The organism is Clostridium pasteurianum BC1, assembly GCF_000389635.1.
Classification (GTDB): Bacteria; Bacillota; Clostridia; order Clostridiales; family Clostridiaceae; genus Clostridium_I; species Clostridium_I pasteurianum_A.
On record NC_021182.1, the window covers coordinates 4,124,151 to 4,138,392 of the forward strand.

Annotated in this window: 11 protein-coding genes; 1 reads left to right on the forward strand and 10 read right to left on the reverse strand. The window is 28.2% G+C overall.

Annotation, left to right across the window (positions count from 1 at the left end; all coding sequences use genetic code 11):
• Nucleotides 1-9 precede the first annotated feature (9 nt).
• From CLOPA_RS19210 to CLOPA_RS19220, 3 genes are all read right to left on the reverse strand, one after another.
• Nucleotides 10-567, reverse strand: a complete 558-nt coding sequence (locus CLOPA_RS19210) for a GNAT family N-acetyltransferase (RefSeq protein WP_015617092.1) — start codon at nucleotides 565-567, stop codon at nucleotides 10-12.
• A gap of 354 nt (nucleotides 568-921) precedes the next feature.
• Nucleotides 922-1,509 carry a serine/threonine-protein kinase gene (locus CLOPA_RS19215; protein ID WP_015617093.1) on the reverse strand — a complete coding sequence of 196 codons (588 nt, stop codon included), beginning with the start codon at nucleotides 1,507-1,509 and terminating at the stop codon, nucleotides 922-924.
• Nucleotides 1,510-1,532: 23 nt separating this feature from the next.
• Nucleotides 1,533-4,004 (reverse strand): WG repeat-containing protein, encoded by a 2,472-nt coding sequence (locus tag CLOPA_RS19220; protein WP_015617094.1) that lies wholly within the window; start codon nucleotides 4,002-4,004, stop codon nucleotides 1,533-1,535.
• 464 nt (nucleotides 4,005-4,468) lie between these two features.
• Here CLOPA_RS19220 and dapG point away from each other — a divergent pair, with 464 nt between their 5' ends.
• Entirely contained in the window at nucleotides 4,469-5,689 is a 1,221-nt protein-coding gene (gene dapG / locus CLOPA_RS19225; protein WP_015617095.1) for an aspartate kinase, read from the forward strand.
• A gap of 151 nt (nucleotides 5,690-5,840) precedes the next feature.
• Here dapG and speD read toward each other — a convergent pair whose 3' ends face one another.
• The 7 genes from speD to larE all read right to left on the reverse strand — a co-directional run bounded on the left by speD (nucleotide 5,841) and on the right by larE (nucleotide 14,189).
• Nucleotides 5,841-6,653: an adenosylmethionine decarboxylase gene (gene speD / locus CLOPA_RS19230; RefSeq protein ID WP_015617096.1), complete on the reverse strand. Its 813-nt coding sequence runs from the start codon at nucleotides 6,651-6,653 to the stop codon at nucleotides 5,841-5,843.
• Between the two features lie 105 nt (nucleotides 6,654-6,758).
• Nucleotides 6,759-8,216 (reverse strand): sensor histidine kinase, encoded by a 1,458-nt coding sequence (locus CLOPA_RS19235; protein ID WP_015617097.1) that lies wholly within the window; start codon nucleotides 8,214-8,216, stop codon nucleotides 6,759-6,761.
• Between the two features lie 108 nt (nucleotides 8,217-8,324).
• Complete coding sequence (locus tag CLOPA_RS19240) at nucleotides 8,325-8,594, reverse strand: hypothetical protein (protein WP_015617098.1); 270 nt, start codon at nucleotides 8,592-8,594, stop codon at nucleotides 8,325-8,327.
• Nucleotides 8,595-8,855: 261 nt separating this feature from the next.
• On the reverse strand, nucleotides 8,856-10,097 hold the full coding sequence (locus CLOPA_RS19245; RefSeq protein ID WP_015617099.1) for an SAM-dependent methyltransferase: 1,242 nt from the start codon (nucleotides 10,095-10,097) through the stop codon (nucleotides 8,856-8,858).
• Between the two features lie 287 nt (nucleotides 10,098-10,384).
• Complete coding sequence (locus tag CLOPA_RS19250) at nucleotides 10,385-11,548, reverse strand: MGDG synthase family glycosyltransferase (protein ID WP_015617100.1); 1,164 nt, start codon at nucleotides 11,546-11,548, stop codon at nucleotides 10,385-10,387.
• 383 nt (nucleotides 11,549-11,931) lie between these two features.
• Entirely contained in the window at nucleotides 11,932-13,371 is a 1,440-nt protein-coding gene (locus CLOPA_RS19255; protein WP_015617101.1) for a DEAD/DEAH box helicase, read from the reverse strand.
• On the reverse strand, nucleotides 13,368-14,189 hold the full coding sequence (gene larE / locus CLOPA_RS19260; protein ID WP_015617102.1) for an ATP-dependent sacrificial sulfur transferase LarE: 822 nt from the start codon (nucleotides 14,187-14,189) through the stop codon (nucleotides 13,368-13,370). Before larE ends, CLOPA_RS19255 begins: the two co-directional genes overlap by 4 nt.
• Between the last annotated feature and the right edge of the window lie 53 nt (nucleotides 14,190-14,242).

Below are 14,242 nucleotides of genomic sequence, written 5' to 3' on the forward strand. Positions count from 1 at the left end.
AATTTACTACTACCCTTTATTGAGCTTAATCCACTCCCCATATAATATACCGTATAAATACATATCATATTTTTTGCCATCTCTTTGCACGTATTCTCTGAAGCAGCCTTCTTTCACAAAACCAACTTTTTCATAAAGTCCAATAGCAGGCTCATTATAACTCAATACGGAAAGCTGAATTCTGTGTAAATTTAATTCATGAAAACCGAATTCTAAAATAAGCTGCATAGCTTCAGTGCCGTATCCTTTACCTCTTACATCTGATGCACCTATTCCTATTGAAAGTGTAGCGACTCTATTATTCCATGAAATACTATTTAAATCTATGTACCCTAGAAAATCATCATTCGCTATATTTCTTATGGCAAAAACATAATCATTACTAGATTTTTGCTTATCCTTAATCCAATTGCTAATATGCTCCTGGCTATATGGGTAGCTTGGAATTGTATCAAAAAGCCTCAGGGAATATGCATCATTATACCATTCATAAATTTTAGAGAAATCTTCTTCATTTAATGAAGTCAGTCTGACTTTTTTTCCTTTTAATAAGCTATTTATTAACAATTAATCATCTCCAAATCATAAATACATATGTTTTATATTAAGTCATATTTAAAGAAACAACAAGTAAATATGCTCGTTTATTTTAAATTGTACTATAAATTTTATAAATATAATCTGTCAGTCAATGTCTATATTATACAAAACAATTATTGAAAACACACTTTTACAAATTACAATTTACAAACTTTTCTTATATACAATATTTTAACCTAAAAATATTGTATATACATTCTAGTCCATATGATAATATTAAAAATGTAATTTTATGATTAAAATGTATATACAATATTTATTTTAGACTTTAAGCTATATATTCTCAAAGAATTAAACACTACTTTAACCATCTATCTACACTTAATCATCCTCTTCTGAAATTTCTCTAATATATTCCTTAACTTTAGAAAACCACCTTCTATATAATTTTGGCTTTTCTTCGTTTACTACTTCCATAAAATAGTCTAAAACGCCTAATTTCTCAAAGCCTTTTGATAAATGCCTTGGAAAATCTCTATCTTTAGAATAACATTTTTTAGGGTCTATAACTTTTAGAGTAGCATCTGGCTGCACAAAGATATCTTTACAACGAATATCTCTTTTAGTAAATTTAAGTTTGTCGAATTCTTCAAATAGTACTATAACTTTTAACGCAATATCCCTATTAAATCCATATTCTTTTATATAGTCCCTTAATGATTTTCCACCTACATAATCTCTTATCATATAATTTCCACACATCCCATAAACTCTTGGAAAATACTTATTCCCATTTACTTTATTCAAAATATAATATTCACTTTTACAACTCTTCTCTGTAAAACATACTTTTATTACTTTACCATCTGGAAGTAAATATACAATTCCATTATGTCCTCTCCCTAAAACCATACATTGTAAAAGATTTACATCAAAATTCTCTATATATTTTCTATAAGAATGCTTCATAAAACACCTCTTTTTATCGCTGCTCAATTAAAAGATCTCCAAAAAACGCCCTTAGTATCTATTATATTTTCAATTTCTGTAAATGGTATATGGAATGTAGGAAAGCCAGCCGCGTAAGGGGCTATTTCGTAAGGATAGAAGTATATATTTAATACATCTTGAGAAATAAAAAATGGCTGGTCTCGTTTTATTCCCTTGTATTCATCAAGCCATATATCTGAATCTGATCCCTGTGCCTCAATTTGCTTTTTAATAATATCACTTAGTACTCTTACATAGTGACTATTTTTCTTGAATAATTCTTCTAAACTATATATTTTCCCATCCTTTAATCCTACATGTACATAAATTAGTGTAGGCATACCATGTGCTGCTCCAAAAGGATAGTTATACCCGGATAATTCTAATACCACCAACTGCTTATTAAAAAACTCTATAGAAAAGTCTCCAAAATAATTATAATCAAGTTGTTTTTTAGGATCAATTTTTTTTACCTGTGCTAAACTAGCAATTTTTTCATTTATGTGTCTTTGCCTTTTTGCATCCTTAATTCCTAAAACTTTAGGATAGTATACTAAATAATTTCTATTTGGATTATATTTAATTTCCTGTATTTTATACAAATCATTTAATTCAACATCACTATTTTGTTTCCAAAGTACTGTACCTTTTTTATCCAGGTATGAGATTCTATTATCTATATCAGCTTTAACTAAACCATTCTCTAAAGTGAGGGTTCCTGTACCTTTTACTTTAGGTAAAACTGATATTATTTCACCTGATTTATCAATGAAAAATGTATGGCTGTTATCATAGGCTGATGCTATTCCTCCATTATAATTGTCAATTTCATAATATATGAAATCAGTAATAATCTTACCTTTAATATTTGCTAAAGCATATATTGATCCTTTGGGAGGATTATTTTTGTCAATAGCTTTTCCTACCGCCACCATATCTTCACCTAAAAGTTTTATATTATTATAGATAGGTTGTATAATAAAGCTTCCATTTTTATCTATTAACCCATATTTATTTTCAAAATCTGTAGATAAATTTATAACTGCTGATCCATTTTTAAAAGGCTCAGCTGATCCAAATTTAGGCTCTATGACAACCCCACCTTTTTCATTTATATAGCCAAATTTCCCATCAGATTTCTCCTTAAATATCAATAAACCCTCACTTATATCTCCTACAAAAGGATATTTAAAGCTTTGTATAGTATTTCCCTTTGGATCTATTATTTCGTAAGGTCCTTTTACAAGTTTAACTACAGCTTTGTCATTATTAAAATTATTTGCCACTTCATACTTTGCTGCAATCACTACTTTACCGTTCTTATCTACATAACCATATATCCATTGACTATCTATACCTATCTCTACAAAAGTAGCTTTCCCCTCATTAAAATTTCCAATGTAGTTCTTGTATTGAAATATTTTTTTACCGGTATCAGAAAAGGCATAATATCCGTTTCTATTATTGGCAATTGCTATGCCTTCTCTAAACTTCTCAATGTAATCATATTGCGGATCTATAACAAAATTAGCATCGCCATTTATAACTCCCATATTATCATTTTTAGAAACTATAGCCAATCCATTATCCTGAAAGTCCATGGATGACTGAAAATCCGGTTTAATAACAAGCTGCCCCGTATTATTAATATATCCCCATTTAATTCCCTCTATAGTTCTAACTGAAGCTGGATAAAGTTCACTGGAAACATAGCCTATAATATTTCTCTTTCCCTGCGCTCTCTGTACTCTATCTTTTAAAATAAGAAAAGCCTCTTTAGAAGGATATTCCCTATTCAAATTTATACCTTTTTTTATTGATTTTAATGCTGCTTCATTTTCTCCAGCCTTAATTTGAGCATCCCCTAGGTAATACCAGTAAAAAGCAGCATCTGGCATCTCTTTAACTTTTTTCTCATAATATCTTACTACCATTTTAAAATAATCTTTGTAAATTCCCTTATCCTTAAAAATACCATCTTCCTTTTTACAAAAGACTTCTATTTTATAAGCTTCACCAGTATCATGCTGCCATATAGCAAAATCTTTTCTATTAGTATTGGCTACAGGGAAAACTTGTAGAATACTATAATTTAGTTCCTTCACTATTCGCTTTAATCCATATGCTTTCCAAGTAAATATATTGAGTTCAGACCAAATAGCACCTTCTTGCCAACCAACTACAATATCTTTTATACCATTTCCCTCAAAATCCACATAGTCTAAATAATTTATTCCTATACCTTTGCCTTTTATTGAAAATACACTATACCATTGTTCATTATATTTTTTTAGAACCATTAAATAATACTCGTCTGATAATTTATAGGGTATTACTGCCTCTAAATTTCCGTCTTGGTCTAAATCACCTACCTTTATAGGTGATGTTTCCTTAATATTCAAAGGAGTTACAATTATTGCGCCTTTAGGTAAAAGCCCGGTAAGGTAATCTATATTTTCATTATTTTGAAGCAATTAACCTCACTCCATTCCATATGTTTTCATATTTATTCTATGAATCATCTATAGAAATGGTGAATTTTAAAATTGTTAAATTCTTTCCATTGGAATATTAATTAGATAGTCATGGTATAAACTAAAATCTTTATACAACCTTTATACAGATAAGTACAATTTTAACTACAAATTTATATGTAAGATGATAATATTAAGTTTGAAAAAACAGAATATGAAAATGTTATTGTTAATAAATAATTCCATATTTGATTTTAAATTCATATTATTGATAATATAAGGCGTCTTTAATTTGTTGTTTATTTTTAGATGCCTAAAGACTATAATAAAAAAATATACATCTATCAAAAGCATCTTTTGCAATATTTATAGCATATTATACAATAATTTTTGCAAAAATTGTATATATAATATTACTATATAGGATTCTAATATAGTTTTATATAGATATTTGGAGGTTGGCTATGAAAATAGTAGTGCAGAAATTTGGTGGTACTTCTGTTTCCACCAAAGAAAGAAGATTATTAGCATTAGAAAAAATACTTGAAGCAAAAAAAAATGGCTATAGTCCCGTAGTAGTAGTATCCGCAATGGGCAGAAAAGGTGAAGCTTATGCTACAGACACTCTTCTATCTCTTGTAGACAAAAGTTTTAGAGATAATAATTTGCAAGCAAGTGATTTACTTATGAGCTGCGGTGAAATTATAAGCACTGTAGTTATAAGTAATGAATTAAATAAAATTTCTATAGATGCAGTACCTCTACTTGGCGGGCAAGCTGGCATAATCACAGATAACAATTTCAGTAACGCTTCCGTGGTAAGAATTGATACAAAAAAACTTTTAAATATATTAAATGAAGGAAGGGTTCCAGTGGTTGCCGGTTTCCAAGGTTTAACGGAAGATGGATATATAACTACCCTAGGTAGAGGTGGCAGTGATGTTACCGCCTGCCTTTTAGGTTCAGCATTAAATTCTAGTAAAATTGAAATATACACAGACGTAGATGGCATAATGACCGCCGACCCAAGAATTGTTAAAAATGCCTCATTAATAAAAGAAATAAGTTATAATGAGGTTTTTGAATTTGCCCATCAGGGTGCCAAAGTGATTCATCCTAGAGCAGTAGAAATTGCCGCAAAATCCAATATTCCTTTGGTTGTAAAAAACACCCTTAATCATTGCAGTGGGACTGTAATAAGTAAAGAGATCAGCAATAAGTATAATGGTTTAATAACTGGAATAGCTAATATGGATGATAGAATTCAAATTAAGGTTTCCCTAGAGGATAACAAGAGTAACAAAAATTATTTTAATATTCTAAATACACTGGGTGAAAATAAAATAAGCATAGATCTAATAAATGTTTTTCCAGATAAAAAAATTTTTACTATAAATAAAAATCAATTTTTATCTTTTAGTGCAGTAATGAAAAATTTAAATATAGGATACACGTATCTAGATGATTGCAGTAAAATTGCACTTATAGGAAATGGTATGAAAGGTGTACCTGGCGTTATGGCAACTATTCTGAAAATACTTACAAAAGAAGGGATAGAAATTTTACAAACTGCCGATTCCAATACAACTATTTGGTTCCTTGTTAAAAGCGACTCAGCAACTACTGCTATAAATGCTCTTCATCATGAATTTGGATTAGAAAATGAATTTAGCTTTATTAAATAAGATATCTTAAAATAATTGACCATGGAAAACTATTAGATAACTAATTATTTTTCAATATGTCTAAATAAAAAAACACTATCAAAAGCCATTATTAATTGGTAATTTTTGATAGTGTTATTTTTAGAAATTTTAATGAAAATGTTATCTAATTCTAGTTGATATTTATGCCATAGAATATTTCTGTCATCTCTCTATCTAGGGCCTTTATTATGTTATCTTTCTTCTCTTTACTTAAACTTTTTTCTTCCATATCAAATAAATAATTTTCCAAATTAATGTCTTTTAGCTTCATCTTTGTATGAAATATATTTGATTGATATATGTTCATATCTGTTAAAATGTATCTATTTACAGTTCTGCTTGCAATAAAATTTTGTATTGAATTTATTTTATGATCTATATAGTGCTTATGTCCATCCATGTCTCTAGTAAATCCTCTAACTTTGTAATCTATAGTAATAATATCCGAATCAAAACTATCAATTAGATAATCTAAAGCCTTAAGTGGAGAAATAGTTCCACAGGTTGCCACATCAATATCTACCCTAAAAGTACTTATGTTGTTTTGTGGATGACTTTCCGGGTATGTATGCACAGTGACATGACTTTTGTCTAGATGTCCTACTAGATTTTCTCTAATTGGTGACACTACTCCCTTATTACAGGATGGATCAAGTACATATAGAGGTACTTCTTCCTCTGAGATAAGCAATGTTACACTGGCACCCTGTGGCTCGTAATCTTGTTTTGCAATGTTCAGTACACTAGCACCTATTATCTCTGTAACATCCATTAAAATTCCTGTTAACCTTTCAGAATTATACTGTTCGTCTACATACTCAATATACTTTTTTCGATCCTGATCATTTTCAGTATAACATACATCATATATATTAAAGCTAAGTGATTTGGTTAAATTGTTAAATCCGTATAATTTTAATTTGTCGTTATTAGCTGCTGACAATTTTCTTCACCTTTTCCTATAATTTATATGCTTAATATTATCACATACACATCCATTAAAACAATATGAAAATTTATTTCTGTATTTAAAATATTTTAACAGCTTTTAAAGATCAGAAAATTCTATTTCGATCTTTTTCATTCCAATTCCATTATCATTAAAATTACCTATATCTTCTCCTTTAATAATATTGCAAGGAAGTATTATACTGAACTTACAGCCTTTATTCATATCACTCTCTAGAATAACTCTACCACCATGCATTTCAACTAAATATTTAACTAGTGAAAGTCCTATGCCGCTTCCTTCATTTTCTTTTAAAAGCCCGTCCTTGACTTGTGTAAATCTATCGAATATTCTGTCCTGCATATATTTAGGTATGCCTATTCCATTATCTTTTACTGATATATATAAATTATTATCACTTTCATACATATATACTTCTATTTCTCCATCCTTTGGTGTAAATTTTATAGCATTAGACAGTAAATTTAACATTACTCTTTCAATTTTTTCCACATCGCAGGCTATTATTTTTTCTTCAATTTCTGTATCAAATATAATATTGATACCTCTCTCCTCCGCAAAAGGTACGATAGAAAGAGTGATATCCTCTATAACCTTTACGATCTCCACATTGTGCAAATTTAATTCCATAAAACCTGCTTCTATTTTACTCATATCTATAAAATTGTTTGAGAGTTTTATAAGTCTATAACAATTTTGCTTCATAATTTTAAGATAATTTAAAGTTTTCCTGTTACTACTTAAATTATTCTTATTTAAGTCTAGTTCAACCAATTGAATGCTGCTAAATATGACATTTACAGGAGTTCTAAGTTCATGAGATATATTTGCTAAAAATTCCATTTTCATTTTGTCAATTTCATTTGCTCTGTTGATAATTTCATCTTTATCCTTAACCTTTTCTTCAAGTATGTTTACATGCTTATTGAAGTCTTTGCGTTCATTATCCAAGGTGATTAATATAAGGAATAAAGAGCAAGCTAATGACTGAATTACATAAAGAGCTAAGTCTAAATTAAAACCATTATCAATTACTGATATCATCAAAATTTCAAATATTATTTGACTTATAGGAAAAACAATACAAGAAATTCCTAAACACTTTTTACTTATATTATTATTATTACTTTTTAGCACAAGTATACCTATAAATATATAAATAGACATAATTAATACTTTATGAATAAATACACTTAGGCTTGGAATAAAATTCAAAGAAATTATATCTATTAAAGTAATAATTATAGCTATGTATTTGCAGCTTGATTTTATTCTTATATTCATAAAATTAAATAAAGCTAAAATTGCAACAAAATTTGTTGCTAGAAAAAAAATAACTGTAACACTATTAATGATAGGATTTAATTTTATAATATTATTGAGTATAGAAAAAATAACTGTAAATATGCCTAATACATGACTTACAGATATTAAACCTATGTATTTTTTAGAATATATAGTACTAAATACAATAGAAATAAGTGCTAAAGTTGAGTAAATAAATAACATAATCAGAAAAAACATAATATTATGCATTAAAAACACTCCATAAAAAATTATTTTCTACAATTTACGTCAAAATACATCTCTTTTATTCATTGTAACAGAATTTTTTATTATTATAAACAAAAAATATTAAAATTATTAATTTTCTTCAGATGATATTTCTTCTATAATAAATTTATCAAAATCAATTTCATCTATAAAGTGATTTTCATTAAAAGTAGTTTTTCTTCTTCTATTGTATTCTTTCACATTAGGAGGCAGCCAATAGGGCTTTGAAATATCTAATTTATAGCATAATTCTTTTATACATAATTTTAAATTATCCTGATAACTTCCCTCTCCATCAGAGATTACAACTTCATCTTTTATAATCTTATTATTTTTTATAACCTTTCCCCATATTCTCATAATTTTTATTCTCCTATTTATTAATGAATCTTAGTAAAGTGTATTAATTTTTGATACCTAAAATTAATTTTTTAATTAATTTTATAATTTAATCTTTTTTCTGTCAAATTTTTATACATACAAAAATAATCTATATATATTCAATTTACAACTCATCTTGTAAAATAATTGAATACAAATAGATTATTTTCTATGCTTATATATAAATGTACTTAAAAAATAATATAAATAGTCTCATTCTCATAATGCTGATAATTAATACTATTTATACATATACTCTCTTGTCAATGGTATATTAAATCCAGGTTTTTTAGGTGACTTGCTTAAAAGCACCTGATATATAGATATAAGACCAGCTCTGAAATTTATTGCACAGCCTGTCATATATAATAGCCATGCCCTATAAGTTTTATCTGAAGTAAATTCTATTGCTTTTTCTTTATTTGATTCTAGATTTTTAACCCATTGAACTAAGGTTTTATAATAATGTTCTCTTAAACACTCCACATCACAAATTTCATAATTTTCATCTTCCATTATAGATATTCCACCGCTTATTGTATGTAATTCTCCACCTGGGAATATGTACTTTTCTATGAATTCACTTTCATCCTTGCCTACTTGTGAATTCTTGGAATGAGTTATACCATGGTTTAAAAATAGTCCATCATCTTTCAGAAGCCTATGCATTGTACTAAAATAAGTTGGAAGATTTTTTATTCCTACATGTTCAAACATCCCTATACTTACTATCTTATCGTATACGCCTTCACCTTCAACATCACGATAATCTTTAAGTTCAACAAAACATTTTCCTTCAAGATTTTCATCTTTTATTCTTTGAGATACATATTTATATTGTTCTTCACTAATTGTTACTCCATGAGCCTCAACACCATAATGTTTCGCCGCCCATGTAATCATAGTACCCCAGCCACAACCTATTTCAAGAAGCTTTTCGCCAGGCTTAAGTCGTAATTTTTTACATATATGATCTACTTTATTCTCTTGCGCTGTAGTTAAATCATCTTCTTGATTTTTATAATAAGCACAGGAATATGTCATACTGGAACCTAAAAACAATCTATAAAAATCATTAGATATATCATAATGATGAGATATATTTTCTCTATCCTTTTCTTTTGTGTGTAAGTTTATACTTGGAAAAGATGTTCCCTTTAATAGCAAGGTAACTTTATCTTTGTTTGATATTTCTATATTTTCAAACTGATCCTTTAAAGTTAATGCTTCTATAATATTTCCTTCTATATCAAAAGTTCCATCCATAAATGCTTCTGCAAAAATCATGGTTGTAGGATTCGCCAATATCTTTTTAAAAGTATTCTTATCATTAAACTTCAATATAAATTCTGGATTTTCTGTATAATTAATAGTTTCATTATTCCAAAATACCATATTAAAATTTTTCTTAGTTTGTTCAAAAATACGTCCAACTGCTTCTAGTAAATCTTTGTCCTTATTTTTTTTAGTATCAAAAGCCATTATATCCCCTCCAAATATAAATATCAAAAAAATTTTTTATAGGCATTAACCATATAAAAAATTTTTTAAACATACTAATTATAATATTCGATTTTTTTTCATTCAAGCTAGTCTAGTAGAAAAAAGTGCCATTGTAATCGTTTCGTCCTTTTTAATACTAGATTATACTTATCTTTACTCGAATTATTGCAATTTTTACTGCAAGCATATGTAATCATTGCAATTTTACATTTTTGTAAATATATATTTATCATTCAACTATAATACAAAAATTGTTTTTTTTAAAACTATACCAATCTTTCCAATTGAACATTTATATCATCAAGTTCTTCGTGCAACTTGAAATCTGATACAACTTTTACAATAAAATCCACTGTTTTTCTAGTTGCCTCTGGATCTCTATATTTTCTTTGTGATTCCATTATTTCTTTTAACATCTTTCCATTTTCAGATAATAATCTTTGTACTGAATCATTTAAATTTCTGTAATCCTTGCAAACTATTCCAAGCCTTTTTTCCTCTATATAATATGAATTTTCCTCTTCCTGCCCTAAAAGCTCACCTGTAATTATTATAGGTAAATTTGAAGCCACAGCCTCCATTAAAACATTAGGACTTCCACGAGTAATCAGTATGTCCACTTCTTCCATAAGCTTATTAACATTATTTACATATCCATAAACGTCTAATCTATTACCATATTTTTCACTATATTTATTTTCAAGTTTATTTTTTAAAACAGAATTTTTTCCAGCAACAATTTTAACATTACAATTGAAGTTTTCCAATAAAATCTCAGCAATGCTCCCCAAATTACCTACCCCTTCACCGCCACTCATAAGCAGAAAATTCAAGGCATTTTTAGGATCATCATTTATAATAGGATTTTTTCTCACATTATCATTATAAAATCTTGATCTTACAGGAAACTTATCAATTGTTACTCTTGAAGCATAAGCTCCAAATTTAATACATCTTTCCTTAGCCTCTTTTGTTGGGGAAATTATATAGTCTGCTCTTCTATCTACCCATAAAGGTGTTATACTTATTAAATCAGCTATAAGCGTAATAAAGGGTATATTATATTCATTTTTATATAGTATATTTAATACAGGAGCATTAAAATTAGGATGTATGGATAATATCAGATCTGGCTTTTCCTCGTCTAAAATTTTTAGAAATCTCTTTTCCATAGTTCTTTCAGTTAACTTAGTTAAAAGCTCTGGTTTCTTCAATGAAATATTCCATACAGCTTTCCATAAAACTCTTGCTCTTCTGGTAAAAAAACCATAGGATTTGCTAACTGTATTTAGCAATATACCATTTGTATCAAACCCCTCAATAACCTTTGCATTTACATTTGGAATTTCTTTAAACTGTTCCATTAATGCCTCTGCAATACTTTTATGACCACAACCAGTATTATTTGAAGATATAATTAATATATTCACGATTTCTCCTCCTTATTTTGTGTAGAGATAACTAAAATCTTCAAAATATATAAATCTAAACCATATTATTAAATTTTCAATAACTGTATAATAGCGTATTTATCCCACGAATAACCGCTGTAACACTCCATCTTTGAAAGCTGGAGATAACAGCGGCATGTCTCTGAATAATTAATTTAAACTCAGTAAAAATAAGGAACTCTCATTAAGTAAGCTTCTCTTATAATTCCATAAATTAAGTTTCATGTACATATTCATTATGCATTAACTAATATAAAAATGCAATAGTTCACTATTGCTAACATTTTAAATTTTTATAATTAATACAATTATTTACATTTGCATCATTTTATTTACATTGTCATAATATAATTAACACTCTACTATCTTTCCGCCCTTTCACATCTAATTTTTTTACCCTTCATAGTTTTTTCCCTTAATGCCTCTATTACTAAAGAACCTTTTCCATTTAATATATCAATATACGACAAATTATCTTGTATATCTATTATTCCTATATCTTCACTTTCAACTCCATTTATATTAGATATAGTGCCAACAATATCTACATTTCTTATTTTCTTCTTTTTTCCCGCATTTATGTATATTTTTAAAATATTTTTATTTAATTCAAAACTTTTCTCTTTTTTTAGTTTAGGTTTATTTTTAAGTCTTTCATTAAATAAATTTTTTCCAACTTCTATGTCCCTTAGTTCAGGCAACTGAGCTTTATTTATAGTTCTTTCAATATATTCTTCAATTTCATTTAAAAATCTACACTGGTTAGGTGTGACAAAACTTATAGCCTTACCATTATTTTCTCCACGTCCTGTTCTTCCTATTCTATGTACATAGCTTTCTTTCTCGAAGGGTAAATCATAATTTATAACATGGGTTACATTAGCTATATCAATCCCTCTAGCTGCAATGTCTGTAGCCACTAAAAAGGTAAATTCACCTCTGCTAAAGCTTTTAATTACATTCAATCTGTCCTGCTGAAGCATACCACCATGTATGGAAACACATGAAAATCCTTTATCCCTTAGTATAGAAAATAAAGTTTCCACTGAATTTCTAGTATTGCAAAATATCATAGCACTATCAGGATTTTCCGTATATATTATCTTTTTAAGTAAATCAAACTTATCTTTTCCTTCAACAATATAATAATAATCCTTTATTTTTTCAGTTATTGGTTTTTCAGCTTTTATATTTATTACTTCAGGATCTTTCATATATTCATGGCAAAGTATTTGTATTTTTTCTGACATGGTGGCTGAAAATAGCATGGTTACCCTTTTTGGGGGCAGCTTATTAATTATATTCTTAACCTGATCTATAAATCCCATGTTCAGCATCTCATCAGCTTCATCAATAACTAAATAGTTTATACCACTTAAATTTATAGTACCTCTTTCTATATGATCCAGTGTTCTACCAGGGGTTCCTACTACCACATGAATCCTTTGTTTCAATTCTCTAACCTGAGATGAAAAAATTTGTTTTCCAAAAATAGCAGTGCACCTAACTTTCTTAAACCTTCCTATATTGGATATATCCTCTTTAATCTGTACGGCTAATTCTCTTGTAGGAGTAAGTATTAATGCTTGTGGATTACTATTTTCTATTTCTACTCTTTCACATATTGGTATGGCAAAAGCAGCTGTTTTTCCACTGCCCGTTTGGGATTCCACTATTATATCTTTATTTTTTAAAACTAATGGAACTACTTTCTTCTGAACTTCCGTGGGATTTTTATACCCCAACTTTTCTAAAGATAATAAAATTTCCTTTGCTATATTAAATTCATAAAAATCATTCATTTTTTTTCCTTCTCCGTAAGTACTTCGTTCATGCTTCCAGTTCTATATCCAAAAAGATCTAAAGTTACATATTTAAATCCTATATCTTTTAATCTATCCACAACTTTGTCCATTAATTCCACATTAAAAAATTTTTTTCTCTCCTCAGGTGAAACCTCTATTCTAGCAATATCTCCATGATGTCTTACTCTCACCTGACGAAAACCTAAATCCAATAAAAATTGTTCTGATCCTTCTATCATTTCCAATTTACTGGTAGTTATTTCACTACCATAGGGAACTCTAGAGGATAAACATGCAAAAGAAGGCTTATTCCAAGTTCTTAAACCCATAGATTTTGATAACTCTCTTATATCCTCTTTATCCAAATTTGCTTCCTTTAAAGGGCTAATTACATCAAGTTCTTTAGCAGCCTCCATACCTGGTCTATAATCCCTAGTATCATCTAAATTTGACCCATCTAAAATTTTTTCCACATTGCTTTCTCTTGCTACTTCTTTTATTTTTGTAAATAATTCTTTTTTACAAAAATAACACCTATTTGTAGGATTTTTTGAAAAACCTTCAATATCTAATTCCTCTGAAACTATAACGATATGTTTTACTCCTATTTCTTCAGCAAATTGCTTTGCCTCCTTAAATTCTCTTTCAGGATATGTAGAAGATTTGGCTGTTACTGCAATAACCTTATCACCAAGAACATCATGAGCAACTTTTAATAAAAAAGTACTGTCAACTCCACCTGAATACGCTATGGCTGCACTTTTAAGTTTTCTTATGTTATCCTTTAACATATTTAATTTATAATCAATACTCATATTTATTCTCCTCTTTATATAATTTAAGACATACAAAGCTGCACATTAATTGA

Bases quoted from the DNA above. Each gene is read 5' to 3' on its own strand.
- CLOPA_RS19215 (WP_015617093.1), bottom strand. From the start codon at position 1,509: ATGAAGCATTCTTATAGAAAATATATAGAGAATTTTGATGTAAATCTT.
- dapG (WP_015617095.1), top strand. From the start codon at position 4,469: ATGAAAATAGTAGTGCAGAAATTTGGTGGTACTTCTGTTTCCACCAAA.
- CLOPA_RS19235 (WP_015617097.1), bottom strand. From the start codon at position 8,216: ATGCATAATATTATGTTTTTTCTGATTATGTTATTTATTTACTCAACT.
- CLOPA_RS19240 (WP_015617098.1), bottom strand. From the start codon at position 8,594: ATGAGAATATGGGGAAAGGTTATAAAAAATAATAAGATTATAAAAGAT.
- CLOPA_RS19245 (WP_015617099.1), bottom strand. From the start codon at position 10,097: ATGGCTTTTGATACTAAAAAAAATAAGGACAAAGATTTACTAGAAGCA.
- CLOPA_RS19255 (WP_015617101.1), bottom strand. From the start codon at position 13,371: ATGAATGATTTTTATGAATTTAATATAGCAAAGGAAATTTTATTATCT.
- larE (WP_015617102.1), bottom strand. From the start codon at position 14,189: ATGAGTATTGATTATAAATTAAATATGTTAAAGGATAACATAAGAAAA.